Below are 20,375 nucleotides of genomic sequence, written 5' to 3' on the forward strand. Positions count from 1 at the left end.
CTTACCCCCTATGCCTGTCCCGCAATGCGTGTCGTTGCGCCCGGTCGGAGCGCCCAGCGCCACAAGGCACCGTCGCGCACCGGAAGGGCGAGAAAAAGAAGTTCGAGCGCACCGAGGCCGGCCAGCGCGAAGACGAGGCTCGGCCCGACCGCGGCGACGCCCGTCCCTGCGTCGAGGGCCCGGTCCGCCAGCACGATGGCGAGCGCAACGCTGAGCGTCAGGCAGAGCAGCAGCGTGAGGCTCAGCCGGCGCGGTCCGAAATAGCTGCGCAGGTAATAAAGCTGCGCCGGCATCAGCTCGTCGCTGAGATTGGGAACGCCGCTGAAGATGCTGAGCTTGGCCGCGAGGCGGAGCACGAACAGCAAGCCGAATACCGAGGCCCCAATTTGATTGGCGCTTCCCCGGCTGATCACGACGAGAAGGACGAGCAGCAGCGCGAGGGCGAGTTCATGCCAGAGCAGGGCCTCGGCGGCCTGCCGGAAGCGCCGGAAGCCGCGCGCGCTGCGGTCGGCCGGGAGGCGCCGCGGGCCTGCCGCCGCGCCGGTCAGGAAGGCGAATTCCTGCCAGCCCCAGATGACCAGGGCGGACAGCGCTGCCGCATAGCTCGCCGCGACCCCGCCGTCGTGGCGGGTGGCGACGATCACCGCGACCCCGGCCACTGCGGCAATCGACAGGCTGATCATGGCCGGGCGGTAGGTCGCGCGGGGCCGGTGCACCATCCACAGGATGAAGCCCGTGCTGGCGAACCAGCAGGCCAGCACGACCAAGGCCGGCAACAGATGGCCGGTGAGGCTCACCACGCCGGCTGCATCCTGACGCTCGCTGGGAGCGAGACGGGCTCGGGGCGGAGGAAGTACATCTTCGCGAAGGCGAAGGCGGCCGAGGCATAATGCGGCAGCCGTGCGAGGCCGCGGCGGCTGGCGATGCCGTCATTGGCGCGGCGCAGCTGCTCCATCGCCGCGCGGAAGCGCGGATCGTCGATCGGCAACTGGACCGGGAAGACCTGGCGGCTGATCTGCGAGCAGATGTGATAGACCTTGTAGTCATAGTCGGTCGGATCGATCCCGATCGCCTTGTGGAACTCGGGCCGGCCGTGATCGCGCACGTACATGGTGGCATAGACCGACAGCACGAAGAAGCGGATCCACAGGCGGTTGAGCCCGGTCAGCAACTTGGGGTCCGAGCGCATCAGCATGGCGAACGCCTCGCCGTGCCGGAATTCATCCTGACACCAGCGCTCGAACCAGGCGAAGATCGGATGGAAGCGAAGCTCGGGATGCTGCTCGAGCTGACGGAATATGGTGATGTAGCGGGCGTAGCCGATCTTCTCCGACAGATAGACGGCGTAGAAGATGAACTTGGGCCGGAAGTAAGTGTATTTCTTGGTCTTGGTGAGGAAGCTGAGGTCGACCCCCAGCCCGGCATCCTTGAGCGTTTCGTTGATGAAGCCGGCATGGCGGCTTTCGTCGCGGGCCAGGACCTTGAACAGCTTCCTGACGTCGGGATTGGTCACCCGCTTGGCGATTTCGGCGTAGAGCACGCAGCCGCTAAATTCGGCGGTGAGCGAACTGACGAGAAAGTCGATGAACTCGCGGCGCAGTGCCGGGGGGAGGTTTTCGAGGACCCCCTCGAATTCGCCCGACTGCTTGAAATGGCGGCGGTTCTCGTCGCGGTCGAACTCGGCCATCAGCGCATCCCATTCGGCGCGCACCGGCGTGACGTCGATCCGGTCGAGAGCGGCATAATCGGTCGTGTAGAAGCGCGGGCTGAGGACCGTGTCCTCGCAGGCCATCGCCAGCGACTCGTCCGACGTCCTGATGTGCGCGTGGGCGTTCATGCGAACCTCCGGGGGGTGAAGCTGACCTCATAGAGCTCGGCCATGTCGAAATAGGCAGCGGCGCGGGTCCAGGCCCGCCGGAGCGGCCCCGCAATTTCGACCGTTGCGACGCGGTCGATGCTGAGGCTTTGGCCGAACGGGACCACGACCGGCTCGCCATGCACCCGCACCCGGTCGCCGGGCCCGAGCGCGATCTCGTCGGGAAGCTCGAGATGGGCGTGGAGCGAGTCCGGGCTATGCTCCACATTGATCCGGCAGGGCGTGTCGAAGCGGGCGGCGCAGATCAGGCTCACGAGCGTTTCTCCGGGGCGAGGAAGGCCGCGAACGCAGCCTTGTTGGTGGGGCCGAAGCTTTCGAGTTCGATCACCCGGCCAGTCGCGGTGTCGGTGAGCGTCAGCGCGCCGTCGGGCCAGGCCGCAAGCCGGAACGGAGCCGACGCGCCCTCGCCATTGAGGCGGCGTTCGCGGGCGAGGCCGCGCATCACGCCGCGAATGAAGCCGCTTCCCTCCTGTCCGATCGAGGCAATCGGGACGCCGCTTCCGGCATCGGAGACGAGCACCTGCCCCGCCCGGTCCTCGAAGCGGAGCATGCGCTCGGCGCGGGGCGTCATGCGGGCTTCGGCGCGAACCTCGCTGGCGCTCGGGCCGGGGACGACGACGCCGATCCGGACGGCGGCAACGAGCAACAGCGACACGGCGACCAGTGCAACCGCTGCCTTGAGGGCGGCCGGCGGGACCATATTCTCGTGGCTATGATGCTCGAGCGTGTTCATGCCGGCACTCCGACAGGCTCGACCGCTGTGCGGGCGGGCTTACGGGCCGGGCGGGCTGGCTGCGGCTGCATCTCGGCCTCGGTGACCACGGCCGCGCAGCAGCGGTAGAGCAGGATCGCGACATCGTCGGCATTGGCGATTGCCCGAAGCATCGGCTCGGGCCGGCCGAGGCGCCAGGGACGGACGTGCGGCCAGAGCAAGGCCCAGGCGATGCGGCCCTGGCCCTTCAGGCGAAGCGCGATGTCGCCCCGACCCTGGCCGTGCATGCGAAGATCGGCCGCGTCGATCTGCGACAGGGGGAGGTTGAAGCTCATCGGCAGCGCGACACCGAGCTTCATCACCATCCGGCGATCGGTGAGCGTATAGACGGTGGTGCGCGCGATGGCGCGGCTGAGCAGCGCCACCACCCCGAGGAAGGCGGCGCCGGCGGCGAGCGTCAGCAGGGCCCCGATCGCGCTTCCGAACACGGCCCCGGCGAAGGCCAGCACCCCGAAATAGACCGCGACGAGGCGGGCATGGAAGACCGTCCGCAGCAGCAGCAGCCAGTCGGGCGTTCCCTGCCAGACGATCGCCTCGCCCTTGGGCAGCGGTCCCGGAAGCCCGTGAAGGCGATCCTTCGGCATGACCGTCACAGCAAGGGCTCCGCCCGGCCCGGCAGGCCATAGAGATAGCCGCCGCCGAAATAGCCCATCAGCTGGTCCTCCTCGCGGCGCGTGATCTGCCCGGCGGTCGCGATATGCGGCGCGTTGGCGAACTGCGCGGCACTGATCGCGTCGACATGATAGACCCGGCGGCGGCCATGGACCGTCCCCATGAGGAATGGCACCATGACGGTGCGCCCGGCCGTGGCTACGTCGACATAGCGGACGAGGTGATCCGAACGGTCGATCCAGACGTCGGTGATCGGCCCCACCTCGACGCCATCGGCGGCGATCACGGTCATGCCGAGGAGGTTCGGGTCTTCGCGTGCGATCGACCATTCATGCTCGGTCGACATGGGCACGATCCGGTTGCGCCCTTCCATGTCCTGGTCCGGCCAGTCGGCGCGCTTGACCCAGGCGGCCGGGCCGACCCCGTCGACCAGCGGATCGCCGGTCGGGACATAAGGCGCGCCGGGGAAGCGGTCGAACGGACGCGCAGCGATGTCGACCGGCTCGCGCCCTTGCGCGGGCGTGGTCGCATAGCCGCGATCGAAGGGCAGCTTGAACCGCTTGTAGGGCGACGCCGACAGCGGTCCCCAGGCGCTGTCCACCCGGCCGGTCACCGCATCCTCGAGCGGATAACCTTCGCGACGGTCCTCCCGGCGCAGGTAGAAGACCAGCAGGATGAAGAAGAGCACGAACGCGTAGAAGACAAGCTCCGCCACATCGAGCCGCCCGACGATGATCTCGTTGTGCATGGTCACGGTCCTTCTTGCTCAGCTCGGGAATTGCGCCAGGCCGAAGCGCGGCGGGTTGGCGGAGGGTGCGAGCTGCGCGCGCACCAGCGGGCCCAGGACGGCGATCGTCATGAGCAGGAGGATGATTTCGGTGGCGTAGACGGCGCCGTAGCCGGTCGCGCGAACCGCCAGCGTCTCGCCGAGGCGACCCGCAGTGGCGAGCATCGCGACCCCGTCCCGGATGAGGCCGCCAAGCAGGATCGCCAACCCCGCGGCCGAGGCCTGCACGGCACCCCAGGCACCGAGCGCGAGACCCGACTGCGCGCTCCTTGCGAGGGTCATGGCGGCGACCAGGGTCCCGACCATGAACAGCCCGCCGCCAAAGCCGATCAACGCCGCGCCGACCAGCAACAGGAGGGGAGTGACGGTCGGCGCGGCGAAGATGATGAAGGTGAAGGCGAACAGGCCGGCGACGCAGCCGAAGCCTGCAAGGCGGTGCGGCTCGGTACCCTTGGCAAGACGCACGCCGGCGAGGGCGAAGCCGGTCAGGGCACCGAGCGCCCAAATGGCGGTGAGCGAGGTGGTCGCTCCGACGGAGAGGTGCAGGATCTCGCCGCCATAAGGCTCGAGCAGCACGTCCTGCATGCTGAATGCCGCCGTTCCGAGGCCGAGGCCGACGAGCAGGCGACGGCTCGATTCCTCGGCCATCAGCCGACCCCAGACCTCGGCGAAGGCGGGCGCCGGGGCGGTGGTCATCGCCGTGCGCGCCCGCCGAGCTTCCTGCTTCCAGCCTGCCACGATGTTGAGGACGAGCGTCAGGAGAGCGGCGCCCTGGACGACCTGGACGAGGCGGGTCGGCGAGAAATCGGCAAGGAGCCCGCCGATCACCAGCGCGCTTACCATCGTTCCGGCAAGCAGCATGACGTAGAGAAGCGCCACCGCACGGGGCCTGCTATCTTCCGGCGCAAGGTCGCTCACCAGCGCGAGGCCGGCCGTCTGGGCGACATGAAGGCCGATGCCGGTCAGTAGGAAGGCAAAGCCGCAGCCGGCAAGCCCGACCGCGCGGCCATCGGGAACCGACAGGATCAGGAGGGCAAAGGGCAGCAGCGCAAGGCCGCCGAACTGAAGCAGGGTGCCGAACCAGAGATAGGGCACCCGCCGCCAACCGAGCACCGAACGGTGATGGTCCGAACGATGCCCGATCAGGGCCCGGAACGGCGCAGCGAGAAGCGGAATCGCGATCAGCGCCGCGACCAGCCCGGCCGGCACCTTCAGCTCGACGATCGCGACCCGGTTGAGCGTGCCGTTGAGAAGGGCCGCGGTCATGCCGGCGGTCACTTGGAAGAGCGACAAGCGAAGCAGGCGCGACAGCGGCAAGTCGGCGCTTGCGGCATCAGCGAACGGGAGCCAGGCGCTGGCGGTGCGCGTCCACATACCGGGCGTGAACGGCCGGGCGCTCACGGCACGCGGACCAGTTCAAAGGCATGGCTCTTGTAAAAGCCGCGCGACACTCGGGCGCTACGTCCGACGGTCCAGCCCGGGATGTCGGCGAGGCGACGGCGGAGGCTTGCCTCGCGGATCGGAACGATCGCCGGCGAGCGATTGCCGCGTGGGAAGAGCTTGCCCGCGACCAGCATGAGCCCGAGAAGATTGCTGTGCGGCGCGACTGTGAAGACGATCGAACGGCGGGTGCGTTCGGCGAGCCTCGCAAGGGCACCGACGAGGTCGTCGGCCGAATAGTGGATCAGGCTGTCCATCGCGACAACATGGTCCCAGGCCCCGAGGGCGGGATCGAGCATGTCGCCCGAACGCCAGTCGATGACCTCGCCGATGCCCGGGGTGGAGCGCGCGCGGGCGACCGCGACCAGTCCTGCGGCGACGTCGATGGCGGTGACCCCGGCGCCGCGCTCGGCGGCGGCGAGCGCGAAGGCACCGGTTCCGCAGCCCGCGTCGAGCAGCCGGCGGCCGGCAAGGTCGCGCGGCAGCCAGGACAGCAGGGTCGCGCGCATCTCGTCGCGGCCCTCGCGGACGGTCTGGCGGATCCGGCTGACCGACGCATCCGAGGTCAGGTCGATCCAGGCCTTGCGCGCGGTCGAATCGAAATAGGTGCGCAGCTTGTCGCGCTGGCGGCCATAGCCGTCGCCGAACCCGTCCGGGCGCGCCGCGCTGGCCATCATTCGAACCCCAAGAAGTCGAAGATGTCGCGATCCTTCATCGGTGTCGCAGCATTGGGTTCGACACCATCCCAGAGCTGGCGGGCGAGGCGCAGATATTCCTCGCGCGCCGCCTCAACCTCGGCGCTCGCCTCCATTTCGAAGAGGGTGCACTTCTTGAGGCGCGAGCGGCGGATCGCGTCGACGTCGCGGAAGTGCGCTAGGCGCTGCAGGCCGGTGGCCGCGGCAAAGCGGTCGATCTCGTCGGTCTGCGCCGAGCGGTTGGCAATGACGCCGGCCAGCCGCACGTCGTAATTCTTGGCCTTGGCGTTGATGGCCGCGACGATGCGGTTCATCGCGAAGATGCTGTCGAAATCGTTGGCGGCCACCACCACTGCGCGCTCGGCATGCTGGAGCGGCGCTGCAAAGCCGCCGCAGACTACGTCGCCGAGCACGTCGAAGATGACGACGTCGGTATCCTCGAGCAGGTGATGCTGCTTGAGCAGCTTGACCGTCTGGCCGACCACATAGCCGCCGCATCCGGTCCCCGCCGGCGGCCCGCCCGCCTCGACGCACATCACGCCATTGAAGCCTTCGAACATATAGTCCTCGGGCCGCAGCTCCTCGTGGTGGAAGTCGACGCTCTCGAGGACGTCGATCACCGTCGGCATGAGCTTCTTGGTCAGCGTGAAGGTGCTGTCGTGCTTGGGGTCGCAGCCGATCTGAAGCACCCGGTGACCGAGCAGCGAAAAAGCCGCCGAGAGATTGGACGAGGTGGTCGACTTGCCAATCCCGCCCTTGCCGTAGATCGCGATGACCTTGGCACCCTTGATCCGGACCGAGGGGTCCTGCTGGACCTGGACAGAGCCTTCCCCGTCGCCGGGCGATAGGGTCGACGTGCCGCTGAGGCTGAAGGGGTGATCAAGGGTCATCGTGCGGCCATCAGGCCTTCCAGCCTGTCCTCTATTTCGTCGCTGGCGGCATGGAGCGCCGCGAGGGTGTCGGCGTCCGGCTGCCAATATTGGCGGTCGTGCGCTTCGAGCAGGCGATCGGCCATGCGGGCCGAGGCCTTCGGATTGAGCGCGGCGAGCCGCTCGCGCATCGCGGGGTCGAGCACGAAGGTCTCGCTGATTCGCTGATAGATCCAGGGCGCCACCGCGCCGGTCGTCGCCGACCAGCCGAGCGTCGTCGCGACATGGCTTTCGATGTTGCGCACGCCTTCGTGGCCGTGGCGGAGCATGCCTTCGTACCAGTTGGGATTGAGCGTCCGGGTCCGGCTCTCGAGCTCGACCTGTTCTGACAGGGTGCGGACCTTGGCATTTCCGCGGGTTGCATCGACGATGTAGATGGGCGGCGCCTTTCCGCGGGCGCGCGCAACCGAACGGGTGATGCCGCCGAGGCTGTCCATATATTGGTCGACGTCGGTGACACCCAGTTCGACCGATTCCAGATTCTGATAGGTGAGTTCGACCCCGGCGAGCGCGCTCTTCAACAACGCCCGCTGCGCGACCGGGGGTCCCTTGCGACCATAGGCAAAGCCCTTGCGGCGCTCGAACACCTCGGCCAGCTCGTCGGGATCCGACCAGGCCCCGCCGTCAACCAGCTGGTTGACGTTGGCGCCATAGGCGCCCTCGGCATTGGAGAAGACGCGCAGCGCGGCCGTTTCCATGTCGCAGCCATGGGCGGCCATGTGCGCGAGGCTGTGCTTGCGCACGAAGTTCATCTCCTCGGGTTCGTCGGCCGTAGATGCGAGCCATGCCGCTTCCGCCAGCATCCGGGTCTGCAGCGGAAGCAGGTCGCGGAAGATGCCCGACAAGGTGGCGACGACGTCGATCCGGGGACGGCCAAGCTCGTCCAGCGGGATGAGCTCGGCGCCAGCCAGCCGACCGTAGCCATCGCGCCGCGGCCGTGCGCCCATCAGCGCCAGCCCCTGCGCCAGCTGCGCGCCCTCGCTCTTCAGATTGTCGGTACCCCACAGGACCATGGCGAGGCTTTCGGGCAGGCCTTCGCCGCTCGCGACGTGCCGCTCGATCAGCTGGCGCGCGGCTTGCTCGCCCTGACCGACCGCGAAGCTGCTCGGCATCCGGAAGGGGTCGATGCCATGAATGTTGCGCCCGGTCGGAAGGACGGCGGGATTGCGGATGACGTCGCCGCCCGGCGCCGGCCGGACATAGCCGCCGTCGAGGGCGTGAACGAGCGCGCCAAGCTCGTCGGTCGAATCGAGGCCGGCGGCGACCGCCGCGCGATCCTCGTCTGGCACAGCATCGAGGAAGCGAGCGCGAACCTCACCTTCCGGACATTGGCCGAGCACATGAAGGCCGTCGGGGATGAGCGTCGTCTCGACTTCGTATAGGCGGCGCGCGACGAGCGCCGGCCCGCCGGTGACATCGAGATCGAGCTCCTCGCCCTTGGCGGCGATCAGCGCTTCCAGTTCCTCGGTCTCGGCGGTGTCCGGCGCGGTCACCCGCCAGCGCTCGACCAGCGCCTTCAGTTCGGCGAGCCCCTTGTAGAGGCCGGCATTGCTGAGCGGCGGCGTGAGATAGCTGATAAGCGTCGCGCCGCTGCGGCGTTTGGCGAGCAGGCCCTCGGAGGGGTTGTTCGCGGCGTAGAGATAGAAGTTGGGAAGCGCGCCGATCAGGCGCTCGGGCCAGCAGTCGCCCGACATGCCGGCCTGCTTGCCCGGCATGAATTCGAGCGCGCCATGCGTTCCGAAATGCAGCAGCGCGTCGGCGCCGAAGTCTTCGCGAAGATAACGGTAAAAGGCGCTGAAGGCGTGCGTCGGCGCGAAGTTGCGCTCGAACAGCAGCCGCATCGGGTCGCCTTCGATCCCGAAGGCGGGCTGAATGCCGACGAAGACGTTGCCGAAACGCGCGCCGAGGACATGGATGTTGCTGCCATCGGCCTGCTGCCGGCCGGGCGCCGGGCCCCATTGCTGCTCGATCTCGGCAAGGAAAGGCTCGCGCCGGACATGCTCGTCCGCGGGAATGCGATGCGCGACATTGGCGTCGCTGCCGAACCGCTCGCGATTACCCTCGAGGACCGCGGCGCGGAGCGCGTCGACACTGTCGGGGACATCGACGTCATAGCCGTCGACGGCAAGGCGCTGCAGGGTCGCATGAAGCGATTCCCACACTGCGAGGAACGCCGCGGTCCCGGTCGCGCCGGCATTAGGCGGGAAGTTGAAGAGGACGATCCCGAGCTTGCGCGAGGCGCGGTCCGAGCGCCGCAGGGCGATCAGGCCCGCGACCTTGGCGGCCAGGGCCGCGGCGCGTTCGGGACAGCTCGCCATCGCCCGCATCGGCGCGCCCTGCTCGGCGCTGCGGCCGCCGAACACGCTGGTGCAGGTCGCGCCATCGAGCTCGGGAATGGCGACCATCATCATCGCCTCGAGCGGGAGGAGGCCCTGGGCACCCTGCCGCCACTGTTCGAGCGACTGGAATTCGAGCGCCTGCGCGGCGACATACGGAATGTCGAGGCCGGAGAGCATGCTCACCGCCCCATCCGCATCATTGTAGGCCGGGCCACCGACCAGCGAGAAACCAGTCAGGCTGACGATGGCGTCGACCGTCGGCTGACCGTCGGCAACGAAATAACGCTCCATCGCCGGCCGCGAGTCGAGCCCACTTGCGAAGGCGGGAACGACCTCCAGCCCGCGCGCTTCCATCGCTTCGATGACGCCGTCGTAGTGGCCGGCATCGCGCCCGAGGAGATAGGAGCGCAGCATCAGCAGCCCGACCCGGCCGCCCTTGCCCTCGCTTCGCGGCAGTTCCTCGATCCGTTCGACGATCCGCCCGGGCAGCGACGGATGGTAGAGGCCGACCTCCGGATAGTCGCGCGGGGCCTCGGCCTTGAGTGTCCCGCGAAGCGCACGGCGCTCGCCGTCGGCGTAACGGTCCACGAGGGCCCGGATCATGGCGACGACATTGTCGTCCGATCCCGCCAGCCAATATTGCAGAGTCAGGAAATAGGCGCGGACGTCCTGCGCGGTGCCGGGCACGAAGCGGAGTAGCTTGGGCAGGCGGCGGAGCATCCGCATCTGCCCCGCGCCCGAGCTCGCGCCGGGCTTGGTCGACCCCCGCAGGCGCTTCAGCAGGGCCATCGGGCCGCGGGCCGGAGCGTCCATCCGGTATCCGCCGAGGCGGGTCAGCTGAACGATCTCCGATCCCGACATCAGGCCGAGCATCGCGTCGCACTGCTCGCGCCGATCCTTGAGTGCCGGGAGGATGGCGCGGATATGGTCGTCGAGGAACAGCATCGTCGCAACGACGATGTCGGCCCGCGCAATGTCGGCGCGCGCGCGATCGAGCGCGGCGGGATCGCGATCCCACTCGCTCGCGGCATGGAAGTCGATCGATATGCCCTGGTCGGCGAGCCTCTGCCCGGCCCGCTCCACCGCCGCGGCCAGGTGCTTGTCGAGCGTGACGATCACCGCCCGCACGGAGGGGGTCGCGCTACCGGCCATAATGCGCCTTGGCGTCGTAAAGAGTGGCGAGCTCGATCAGCGGAAGACCACGCTCGGTCGCGTAGGTCTCGGTGTTGCGACGCGCCTTGCCGCGCACGAAGAAGGGAATCTTGCGGAGTTCGGCTTCCGCGTCCGCGGACCAGAAGCTGGCGTTCGCCGCCTCGATCGACGCCGGTGCGGGCATTGGCGCGGCATGGCCGGAAAGGTGGCTGGCGCCGGCCGCATCGTGGAATTCCGGATCGTCGCGGAACATCGTGAGGAGGTGTTCCTCCAGCCCCATGACGAGCGGATGCACCCAGCTGTCGAACAGGACGTTCGCGCCCTCGACACCCATTTGCGGCGAATGGCGCGCGGGGAAGTCCTGCACGTGCACCGGGGCGGAAATGACGGCGCAGGGAATGTTGAGCCGCTTGGCGACATGACGTTCCATCTGTGTGCCGAGGACGAGTTCGGGCTGGGCGGCGACGATCGCCGCCTCGACCTCGAGATGATCGTCGCTGATTAGTACCTCGAGCCCCAGTTCGGCGGCGACGGCGCGCACCTCGCGGGCATATTCGCGATTGTAGCAGCCGATCCCGCAGACGCTGAAACCGAGTTCGTCGCGGGCGACCCGCGCGGCCGCGGCGGCATGAGTCGCGTCGCCGAAGATGAAGACCCTCTTGCCCGTGAGGTAGGTGGAGTCGACCGAGCGGCTGTACCAGGGAAGGCGCAGCGCGGGGTCGTCGAGCGCGGGCGCAGGATCGATCCCGGCCGCCGCGGCCACTTCCTCGATGAAGCGGCGCGTTGCCCCGACCCCGATCGGGACGGCGGCAATGCGCGGCTGGCGATGGGAGCGCTCGAGCCACCGGGCCGCTTCATCGCCGATCTCGGGGTAGAGACAGATGTTGAAGGCGGCTTCGGGTAGGCGGGCGATGTCAGCCGGGCTCGCGCCGAGCGGAGCCACCACATTCACCATGATCCCGAGGCGGTCGAGGATGCGGGTCACTTCGCGGACGTCGTCGCGGTGGCGGAAGCCGAGCGCGCAAGGACCGAGGATGTTGGCGGTTCGCGGCCGGCGCGGCGCGGCATCGGCACCGACGGGGCACATGGCACGGACGATCTGATAGAAGGTCTCGGCGGCGCCCCAATGCTCCTTGCGGCTGTAGCTCGGCAGTTCGAGCGGGACGACCGGACAGGGCAGGCCAAGCGTCGCGGCAAGGCCGCCGGGATCGTCCTGGATCAGTTCTGCGGTGCAGGAAGCGCCGACGATCATCAATTCGGGCCGGAAGCGCTCATAGGCGTCGCGCGCGGTGGTCTTGAACAGCTCCGCCGTGTCCTTGCCGAGGTCCCGCGCCTGGAAGGTGGTGTAGGTCACCGGCGGACGTTCCCCACGGCGTTCGATCATCGTGAAGAGGAGGTCGGCGTAGGTGTCGCCCTGCGGCGCGTGGAGAACGTAATGGACGCCGCGCATGGCGGTCGCGACGCGCATCGCTCCGACGTGCGGTGGTCCCTCGTAGGTCCAGACGGCCAGCCGCATCCCTTATACCCGCAGCAAGTCGCGGCGGCGCAGCGGCCGGGCGAACAGTTCGGCGAGATCCGCGGCCTGGTCGAAGCCGTGGATGGGCGTAAAGACCAGCTCGATCGCCCATTTGGTCGACAGGCCCTCGGCCTCGAGCGGATTGGCAAGCCCGAGGCCGCAGACGGTAAGATCCGGACGCGCCGCGCGGACCCGGTCGAGCTGACGATCGACGTCCTGGCCTTCGCTGATCAGGACATCGGCGGGAAGGCGTTCAAGCTCCGCCGCGAGGTGCCGCGCGTGAAGATAGGGCGTGCCGACCTCGATCAGCTCCATCCCGAGTTCGCTGCTGAGGAAACGGGCAAGCGGGATTTCGAGCTGGCTGTCGGGAAGGAAGAAGATCGACTTGCCTTCGAGCGCCGGCCGGTGCCGTTCGAGCGCGCGCTTTGCGCGTTCCCGGGCCGGGGCAATCACGCGGCGGAAGGCCAGCGGGTCGACCATGAAGGCGCGGGCGGCCGCCTCGAGCCAGTCGGCGGTGCCGTCGGCGCCGAACGGGAAAGGCGCTTCGAGCTGGGTCGCTCCCCTGCCCTCCAGCACCGCTGCGGTGTCGCCGAGGAAGGGCTGGGCAAGGAGGAAGCTGGTGTGCGGACCCACGTCGGGAAGATCGGTCGAGGAACGGCCCGGGAAGAAGCGCGCCGGAATGCCCATCTCGGCGAATAGTCGCGCAAACTGGTCCTCGACGATGTCGGGGAGGGCGCCCACCACCAGCAACTGTCGCTCAAGCGCCGCCGGAGCCCGAGCTGGGGTCTCGGGCAGGGAGCGGGCGAGCGAGGCCAGGCAGGCGTCCTCCCCTTCCGTGAAAGTGGTCTCGATTCCGCTTCCGGAATAGCTGAGGAAGCGAATGTCGGGGCGCTGCTCCTGCAGCCGCTGCGCGGCGCGGGGCAGGTCGAGCTTGATCACTTCGCTCGGACAGCTTCCGACGAGGAACAGGGTCCGGATGTCGGGGCGCCGGTCGAGCAGGCGGGTCACCTCGCGGTCGAGCTCCTCGTTGAGGTCGGCAAGGCCGGCGAGGTCCTTTTCTTCCATGATGGCGGTGGCAAAGCGCGGTTCGGCGAAGATCATCACCCCCGCCGCGGACTGCAGCAGGTGCGCGCAGGTGCGCGACCCCACGACGAGGAAGAAGGCGTCAGGCAGCTTGCGGTGCAGCCAGACGATCCCCGTCAGTCCACAGAAGACTTCGCGCTGGCCGCGTTCGCGCAGGACCGGGCGGGGGGCGCTGGTGGCGGGCTGGAGCGCGGTCATGCGCGAACCGCCTGAAACGCGGGGCTCGGCGCCGCGGCCATCTGCAACCGCGCCAACCTCAGCTTCCACAGGAACTGGCCGGCATTGACGACGTAGGCGGCGTAACCCGCCAGCGCGACCCACAGGCGATCGCTGGTCTGGCCGATGTTCCCCAGCAGCATCACGACGTAGGCCGCGTGCAGGGCGATGACGAGCATGCTGAAGACGTCTTCCCAGAAGAAGGGCCGAGCGAACAGCCACTGGCCGAACACGTCTTTCTCCCAGGCCGCGCCGGTGATCATGATGGCAAAGAGGAAGGCGGTCTTCACGAGCACGGAGACGTCGGCCGCCTGAGCGCCGACACCGGTCATCAGCACGCGCAGCACCAGCGCCAGACTGACCAGGAGGACGAGAAATTGGAGCGGCGCGAGGATCGCCTGAACCAGGGTCCAGCGGCTCGAGTCGCGGCGCATCCTTTGCTCCGCCGTGTAGAGCGGTTGCGACCCCGTGACCCTCGCGTGACGCGCCTGCATTCGAGTTGCCCTCTCCCGCAGGATGCTACGCCTCGACGCTAAAGAGTGTCAATCGCGCTTGACGTAAACTCTTTTTGACATTGGATTGCGTCTTGGATTGCCACGGTCGTTTCGGTTCGATAGCCTCCGCCCCGGAACGATGAGTCTCGGGCGTTTGTCGAACGTTCCTGGCCGACGCGGTAGCGCCGACTACACTCGAGGAGACCGCAATGGCCTCAGTGATCGGTGTCGGCCCCTGGAGTACGGGGGAAGGCAGGAAGAAGCCGGGCAAGAGCGACTCGCGCAGGCGAGGCGCCCGCTCCGACACAGCCGTCGATCAGCCGGTGGGACCGGATATCATTTCGCATTTGCTCGTCGCTCATTCGGCGCCGCCAGTGTCGATGCCCGTCGGCAGTGTCGCAGTGACCGCGGAAGAGATCGCCAATTTCGCGATGCTCGCGGTCCGGCTCGAAGCCCATGACCTCCTCGCCGAAGTCGAAGCGATCATGCAGCGCGGCCTCGGGGTCGAACGCATCTTCGTCGAATTACTCGCGCCCTCCGCCCGTCTGCTCGGCGAGGACTGGACCGCCGATCGGCTCGACTTCCTCGACGTGACCATGGCGCTGTGGCGCCTTCAGGAGGTCCTGCGCGAAATCGGCGCACGCACGCCGACGGACATTCGCCAAGGCTGCATCCGCTCTGCCCTCTTTTCCCCCTTCCCCGGAGACCAGCACGGGTTCGGCGCGGCGATGATCGAGGAAACCTTCGCCCGCGCCGGCTGGGACACCGAGCTTCTGCTTGAGCCGACCCGCACGCGATTATTGTCGCGGGTTGCTGACACTTGTTACGACATCCTCGGATTGACGGTCACTTGCGACTACCATATCGCGCCGCTTCCTTCGCTCATCATTGCGGTGCGAAACGTGTCCAAGAACCCCAACATCCGCCTGATGCTTGGTGGGCGCCTCCTGATCGAGGATCCCGCGCTGGCCGAGCGCGTCGGGGCAGACGGGACAGCGGCGACCGCGATCGATGCGCTCGAGACCGCCGACCGGCTGCTCAGCACCCAACTGACTGCCATCACCGCCTGATTGCGCCACCGGCGCTGGAGCATTGATGAAGCAAGCGTCACCCGACGGCGACGAGATGCGCTTATTCGAAGAAGCCGGCCGATGGCTGGGGACGCTCGACGTCGAGGCCGCGGCGACCCTCGCCTCGGCCGGCGGCGACCTCGCGCTGCTGGTCGATCCCGATGGCGTGGTTCGTGACCTTGCCGGCAATGCCCGCGACTTCGCCGACGCGCTCGACTGGCTCGGGCAGGAATGGTCGCAGACCGTCACCGACGAAAGTCGGATCAAGATCAGCGAGATGCTTGGCCAGAATAGCGGCGAGCAGCCGCGCTGGCGCCAGGTCAACCATGTCACCGACGATGGCGAGATCCCGCTCCGCTACAAGGCGATCAAGCTGGCGACCGGATCGACGCTCGCGGTGGCGCGCGACGAGCGGACCATGGCCCGCCTCCAGCAGCGCCTGCTTCAGGTCCAGCAATCGCTCGAACGCGACTATCTCCGCCTGCGCCAAGCCGAGTCACGCTACCGTCTGCTGTTCGAGATGACGGCCGAGCCGATGCTGATCGTCGACAGCGCGACGCTCCGTATCCGCGAGATCAATCCGTCGGCGATCCGCCTGCTCGGCGGCCACAGCCTGCAGGGACAGCCGCTCGTCAGCCAGGTCGCCGCCGACGATCGCGACCGCCTGATCGCATATCTCGGTGCGGCCTCCACGGGTTCGCCCGTCGCTCCGGCACACCTTCTCCTCGCTCGCAGCGACGCCAAGGTCAGCATCTCGGCCCGGCTCTTCCGGCAGCAGGGCGAGGGCTATTATCTGGTCCAGCTCGTCAACGATGACCGGCGCGCGCTTGGCGAGCGCGAAAAGCTGACCCTCGAGCTGATCGAGCGGCTTCCGGACGCCTTCGTGCTTGCCGACGGTGACCTCAACATCCTCAGCGCCAATTCCGCCTTCGCCGAACTGACCCAGGCACCGTCGATCGAACAGCTCGTCGGTCGCTCGCTGGGCGACTTCCTCGGCCGTCCGGGGATCGACCTCGATCTCGTCCGGGCGCAGGTCGCCGAGCATGGCGTCGCCCGCAACGTCCCGACCATCGTCCGCGGCCTGATCGCCGGCCAGGAAGAGGTCGAGGTGTCGGCCGTTCGCGCGGGCGATCAGCAGGCCCATTATGCCTTCACCATGCGCCTCGTCGCGCGGCGGTTGCGCGATCTCCCGCCGGTCACGCGCGACCTCCCCCGTTCGGTCGAGCAATTAACCGATCTCGTCGGGCGGATGCCGCTGAAGGATATCGTCCGCGAAAGCACCGATCTTATCGAGCGGCTGTGCATCGAGGCGGCGCTCAACTTCACGTCCAACAACCGGGCGTCGGCTGCGGAAATCCTCGGCCTCAGCCGGCAGAGCCTTTACTCCAAGCTTCACCGCCACGGGATGGCCAAGACCGACGACCCCGAACCCGCAGCGGAGTAACCCAAGCGTCAATTTTGATTGACGCACTGCTGTCCATTTTATTTGACGCTCGGCTTGGTGAAGCATAGCCTTCACCCATGACTCGGCTGGTTCAGGACAGGATGTCAGCGCCCGCCCCGGCCGCCGCGGACATTCTCGAACTCGCCAAGCCCATCACCTGGTTCCCCCCCATGTGGGCATTTGGCTGCGGCGTGATAGCGTCCGGCCAACCGGTAATGTCGCGCAGCGGCCTGCTGATCGCGGGGCTGCTCCTCACCGGACCCTTTGTCTGCGGCACCAGCCAGATGGTGAACGACTGGTTCGACCGTCATGTCGATGCGATCAACGAGCCTAGCCGGCCGATTCCTTCTGGAAGGATCGCTGGCCAGTGGGGCCTTGCCCTCGCCTGCTCGGGCACGCTCGCCTCGCTCGCGCTTGCCGCCTCGATGGGTCCGATCGTCCTTGCTGCGACCCTCGTCGCCCTCCTCTTCGCCTGGGCCTACAGCGCCCCGCCGCTCCGGCTTAAGACGAGCGGGCTGTGGGGACCCTTGAGCGTCGGCCTGACCTACGAGTCCCTCAGCTGGTTCACCGGCACCGCCATCATGACCGGCGCTGTGCCGTCAGTTCCCGTGCTTCAGGTGCTATTTCTCTACGGCCTTGGCGCCTGGGGGATCATGACCCTCAACGACTTCAAGGCGGTCGAGGGCGATCGCCTCACCGGCGTCCGCTCCCTTCCGGCCGAGGTCGGGGTCCGGCCGGCGGTGCTCCTCGCCTGCCTCGCGATGGCCCTGCCGCAGCTCGGGGTAGTCCTCCTGCTCCTTGGACAGGCCCTCCCCGTCGCAGCGGGTGCGGTCGGCCTGTCGCTCCTCCTACAGCTGGTGTGCATGGCCCGCCTGACCCGTGATCCGCGCCGGTTTGCGCCCTGGTACAATGCGACCGGCGTTTCCCTCTATGTCCTCGGCATGGTTGCGGCCGCCTTCGGCCTGGGCTCGCTGTCGTGAGGGCGTGGCTCGTCATCCTGCGCCTCGGCACTGTCCAGGCGGCGATCGGGGCGATGGTGATGCTGGCCACATCGCTGCTCAATCGGGTGATGGTGGTCGAGCTCGGCCTGCTTGCCGCCGTCCCGGCCGGGCTGGTCGCCTGGCATTATGCCGTCCAGCTGTCCCGCCCGTGGAGCGGCCATGCCTCCGACGAGACCGGGCGGCGCACGCCATGGATCGTCGGCGGGATGGCGCTCCTCGCCCTCGGATCGCTGGTCGCGGTCGACAGCGTCGCGGCGCTTCCCGCAGGCTCGAGCGCGCAGCTTGCGCTCGCGGTCACCGGCTTCACCATGATCGGCCTCGGGGTCGGCACGGCCGGCACCTCGCTTCTCGCGCTCCTCGCCGCGAGCGTCGCGCCCGAGCGCCGCGCGGCCGCCGCCGCGACGACCTGGATCATGATGGTGGCCGGCATCGCCATTTCCGCCGGGGTCGCGGGCGCCCTCCTCCAGCCCTTTTCGATGGACCGGCTCGCGATCGTCGCCGGCCTCGTCATCGCCTTCGCGCTTGCCGCCGCGCTGCTCGCGGTCCGCGGCCTGGAAACATCCGCCAGCGCATCGCCCGCGCGCGAGCAGATTCCGCTCCGAACGGCGCTTCGCGAGGTCGCGCGAGACCGCGAGGCCGTGCGCTTCACCCTGTTCGTCTTCCTCTCGATGCTCGCCTACAGCATGCAGGACCTCATCCTCGAGCCGTTCACCGGCCTTGTCTTCGGGGCGGCACCGGGCCAGTCGACCCAATATGCCGGCATCCAGCATGGCGGCATCCTTGTCGGGATGATCCTCGCAGGCGCGGGGGGCGGCCTTGCCCGTCGGCGCTTCGGAATCCCGCTGCAGGCGTGGACGGTGGCAGGCTGCATCGGGTCGGCCGCGGCGCTCGCCGCGTTGTCATCGGCCGCGCTTGCCGGCCCCCCCTGGCCGATCGCGGGCAACATCTTCCTTCTCGGCTTCATGAACGGGATATTCGCCGCGGCCGCCATCGCCGCGATGATGGAACTCGCAGGCGCCGGTAGCGGCGATAGCGCAGGCGTCCGCATGGGCGTCTGGGGCGCCGCACAGGCCTTCGCCTTCGGCACCGGCGGCCTCGTCGGCGCGCTCCTCACCGATCTCGCGCGGCGCCTGCTCGGCAATGACGGCCAGGCGTTCGCGCTCACCTTCGCCGGCGAAGCAACGCTGTTCCTCGTCGCTGCGCTGTTCGTCGTCCGCCTTCCCGCCGCCGTGCGGCACCGTCCGGGACCAGCAGGAGAAACAGGATGGAGCGCTTCGACGCAGTCGTCATAGGGGGCGGCCCCGCTGGGGCCACCGCGGCCGACGATCTCGCCCTGGCCGGCCGTAAGGTCCTGCTGCTCGACCGGGCCGGGCGCATCAAGCCCTGCGGCGGCGCCGTCCCCCCGAGACTGCTCAAGGATTTCCAGATCCCTCTGTCGTTACTCGTCGCGCGCGCCACGTCGGCGCAGATGATCGCGCCGTCCGACAAGGCCGTTCGGATGCCGGTCGGCGACGGCTTCGTCGGCATGGTCGACCGGGACAGCTTCGACGAATGGCTCCGTGATCGCGCCGCCAGCCACGGGGCGCATCGGCGGACCGGGACCTTCGAACGGATCGAGCGCGACAGCGATGGCGAAGCGATCGTCTGCTACCGCGAGAGCCGCGGGAGTGGTCTTACCCGTATCCGCGCCCGCTCGGTGATCGGCGCCGACGGAGCACGCTCGGCCGTCGCGCGGGAGTCGCTTCCCGGCGCCGATCGGGTCCCTTGTGTCTTTGCCTATCACGAGGTGATCCGCGCGCCCGAGCGCGACAGCGTCGCCTACGAGGGACAACGCTGCGACGTTTTCTATCAGGGCGAGGTCTCGCCCGACTTCTATGGCTGGGTCTTCCCCCATGGCGACACCGCCAGCGTCGGGGTCGGCAGCGCGAACAAGGGCTTTGCGCTCCGCGACGCTGTTCGCACCATGCGCGAGAAAACCGGGCTCGATGCCTGCCAGACGCTCCGATGCGAAGGCGCGCCCATCCCGCTCAAGCCGCTCAAGCGCTGGGACAATGGCCGCGACCTCATCGTCGCCGGTGATGCCGCGGGCGTCGTTGCACCGGCGTCGGGCGAGGGCATCTATTATGCGATGACCTGCGGCCGGATGGCAGCCGAAGCCGTCGGCGAATTCCTCGACAGCGGAGATCCGCGACGCCTTGCTCTTGCCCGCAAGCGCTTCATGCGCGCGCACGGCAAGGTCTTCTTCGTCCTCCGGCTGATGCAATATTTCTGGTATTCGTCCGACAAGAGGCGCGAGCGGTTTGTGCACATCTGCGAGGACCCTGACGTCCAGCAGCTGACCTGGCAGGCCTATATGAACAAGCAGCTGGTCAAGGCGCGGCCCGGCGCCCATTTCCGTATCTTCCTCAAGGACACGGCCCACCTGCTCGGCCTTGCCCCGGTGCGGGCATGACCCGCGACGAGGAGCTCGGCCGGCCTTGGCCCCTGCCCGCGACACTGGCCGCGGGCGCCGCCATAATCGTCGCGACGGTCGGCATGACGCTGACCGACCTCGGCCCCTGGTACCAGTCGCTGCGCCAACCCGACTGGGCCCCGCCCCCGGCCTTCTACGGTGTGGCCTGGACGACCATCTATGCGCTGACCGCGCTTGCCGCGGTGAGCGCCTGGCTGGCCGCGCCGCGCCGCGCCGCTGCCGACCTCGTGCTCGGCGCCTTCGCGCTGAATGGCTTCCTCAACATCCTGTGGAGCCTGCTGTTCTTCAACGCGCGGCGACCCGACCTCGCCTTCACCGAGGGGCTCGTCCTGTGGCTGTCGGTGCTGTCGCTGATCCTGATCAGCCTGCGCTATTCGCGTTCGGCCGCGCTCCTCCTGCTGCCTTATCTGGCGTGGGTGAGCGCGGCCGGATTGCTGAACTACGAAGTGGTCCGCCTGAACGGACCCTTCGGCTAG

General features: G+C 68.3%; 19 protein-coding genes. 6 read left to right on the forward strand and 13 right to left on the reverse strand.

Annotated elements, in window-relative coordinates; all coding sequences use genetic code 11:
• Positions 1-8: 8 nt before the first annotated feature.
• From puhE to bchF, 13 genes are read right to left on the reverse strand one after another with little or no spacing between them, the layout of a single operon-like run.
• Positions 9-800, reverse strand: a complete 792-nt coding sequence (gene puhE, locus AC4GYU_RS00420; RefSeq protein ID WP_491084948.1) for a putative photosynthetic complex assembly protein PuhE — start codon at positions 798-800, stop codon at positions 9-11.
• On the reverse strand, positions 794-1,837 hold the full coding sequence (gene acsF, locus AC4GYU_RS00425; RefSeq protein ID WP_491084949.1) for a magnesium-protoporphyrin IX monomethyl ester (oxidative) cyclase: 1,044 nt from the start codon (positions 1,835-1,837) through the stop codon (positions 794-796). The genes puhE and acsF overlap by 7 nt, the downstream gene beginning before the upstream one ends.
• The gene (locus AC4GYU_RS00430) at positions 1,834-2,130 is read right to left on the reverse strand and encodes a hypothetical protein (protein WP_491084950.1); all 297 of its coding nucleotides are present in this window, start codon (positions 2,128-2,130) and stop codon (positions 1,834-1,836) included. Before AC4GYU_RS00430 ends, acsF begins: the two co-directional genes overlap by 4 nt.
• A complete protein-coding gene (gene puhC, locus AC4GYU_RS00435; protein ID WP_491084951.1) occupies positions 2,127-2,609 on the reverse strand; it encodes a photosynthetic complex assembly protein PuhC in 483 nt (160 codons plus the stop codon). The genes AC4GYU_RS00430 and puhC overlap by 4 nt, the downstream gene beginning before the upstream one ends.
• Entirely contained in the window at positions 2,606-3,232 is a 627-nt protein-coding gene (gene puhB, locus AC4GYU_RS00440; protein ID WP_491084952.1) for a photosynthetic complex putative assembly protein PuhB, read from the reverse strand. The genes puhC and puhB overlap by 4 nt, the downstream gene beginning before the upstream one ends.
• Before the next feature lie 5 nt (positions 3,233-3,237).
• Positions 3,238-4,008, reverse strand: a complete 771-nt coding sequence (gene puhA, locus AC4GYU_RS00445; RefSeq protein WP_491084953.1) for a photosynthetic reaction center subunit H — start codon at positions 4,006-4,008, stop codon at positions 3,238-3,240.
• A gap of 18 nt (positions 4,009-4,026) precedes the next feature.
• A complete protein-coding gene (locus AC4GYU_RS00450) occupies positions 4,027-5,421 on the reverse strand; it encodes a BCD family MFS transporter (RefSeq protein WP_491086853.1) in 1,395 nt (464 codons plus the stop codon).
• Between the two features lie 23 nt (positions 5,422-5,444).
• Positions 5,445-6,161, reverse strand: coding sequence for a magnesium protoporphyrin IX methyltransferase (gene bchM, locus AC4GYU_RS00455; RefSeq protein ID WP_491086854.1), 717 nt, complete (start codon positions 6,159-6,161; stop codon positions 5,445-5,447).
• Positions 6,161-7,072, reverse strand: a complete 912-nt coding sequence (gene bchL, locus AC4GYU_RS00460; RefSeq protein ID WP_491084954.1) for a ferredoxin:protochlorophyllide reductase (ATP-dependent) iron-sulfur ATP-binding protein — start codon at positions 7,070-7,072, stop codon at positions 6,161-6,163. Before bchL ends, bchM begins: the two co-directional genes overlap by 1 nt.
• Positions 7,069-10,602 (reverse strand): magnesium chelatase subunit H, encoded by a 3,534-nt coding sequence (locus AC4GYU_RS00465; RefSeq protein ID WP_491084955.1) that lies wholly within the window; start codon positions 10,600-10,602, stop codon positions 7,069-7,071. The genes bchL and AC4GYU_RS00465 overlap by 4 nt, the downstream gene beginning before the upstream one ends.
• Positions 10,592-12,118 (reverse strand): ferredoxin:protochlorophyllide reductase (ATP-dependent) subunit B, encoded by a 1,527-nt coding sequence (bchB, locus tag AC4GYU_RS00470; protein ID WP_491084956.1) that lies wholly within the window; start codon positions 12,116-12,118, stop codon positions 10,592-10,594. The genes AC4GYU_RS00465 and bchB overlap by 11 nt, the downstream gene beginning before the upstream one ends.
• A gap of 3 nt (positions 12,119-12,121) precedes the next feature.
• Positions 12,122-13,399 carry a ferredoxin:protochlorophyllide reductase (ATP-dependent) subunit N gene (locus tag AC4GYU_RS00475; protein ID WP_491084957.1) on the reverse strand — a complete coding sequence of 426 codons (1,278 nt, stop codon included), beginning with the start codon at positions 13,397-13,399 and terminating at the stop codon, positions 12,122-12,124.
• The gene (bchF, locus tag AC4GYU_RS00480) at positions 13,396-13,911 is read right to left on the reverse strand and encodes a 2-vinyl bacteriochlorophyllide hydratase (RefSeq protein ID WP_491084958.1); all 516 of its coding nucleotides are present in this window, start codon (positions 13,909-13,911) and stop codon (positions 13,396-13,398) included. Before bchF ends, AC4GYU_RS00475 begins: the two co-directional genes overlap by 4 nt.
• 380 nt (positions 13,912-14,291) lie before the next feature.
• On the opposite strand from bchF, the gene AC4GYU_RS00485 reads away from it, so the two are divergent.
• The 6 genes from AC4GYU_RS00485 (at position 14,292) to AC4GYU_RS00510 (ending at position 20,375) form a co-directional block, all read left to right on the forward strand.
• Positions 14,292-14,981: a cobalamin B12-binding domain-containing protein gene (locus AC4GYU_RS00485; RefSeq protein WP_491086855.1), complete on the forward strand. Its 690-nt coding sequence runs from the start codon at positions 14,292-14,294 to the stop codon at positions 14,979-14,981.
• Positions 14,982-15,006: 25 nt separating this feature from the next.
• The gene (gene ppsR, locus AC4GYU_RS00490) at positions 15,007-16,425 is read left to right on the forward strand and encodes a transcriptional regulator PpsR (protein ID WP_491084959.1); all 1,419 of its coding nucleotides are present in this window, start codon (positions 15,007-15,009) and stop codon (positions 16,423-16,425) included.
• A 101-nt stretch (positions 16,426-16,526) separates the two neighbouring features.
• Entirely contained in the window at positions 16,527-17,405 is an 879-nt protein-coding gene (chlG, locus tag AC4GYU_RS00495) for a chlorophyll synthase ChlG (RefSeq protein ID WP_491084960.1), read from the forward strand.
• Positions 17,402-18,718 carry a BCD family MFS transporter gene (locus AC4GYU_RS00500; protein WP_491084961.1) on the forward strand — a complete coding sequence of 439 codons (1,317 nt, stop codon included), beginning with the start codon at positions 17,402-17,404 and terminating at the stop codon, positions 18,716-18,718. The genes chlG and AC4GYU_RS00500 overlap by 4 nt, the downstream gene beginning before the upstream one ends.
• Entirely contained in the window at positions 18,691-19,878 is a 1,188-nt protein-coding gene (locus AC4GYU_RS00505; RefSeq protein ID WP_491084962.1) for a geranylgeranyl diphosphate reductase, read from the forward strand. The genes AC4GYU_RS00500 and AC4GYU_RS00505 overlap by 28 nt, the downstream gene beginning before the upstream one ends.
• Complete coding sequence (locus AC4GYU_RS00510; protein WP_491084963.1) at positions 19,875-20,375, forward strand: TspO/MBR family protein; 501 nt, start codon at positions 19,875-19,877, stop codon at positions 20,373-20,375. The genes AC4GYU_RS00505 and AC4GYU_RS00510 overlap by 4 nt, the downstream gene beginning before the upstream one ends.

Source organism: Sphingomonas sp. SP2 (assembly GCF_058313385.1).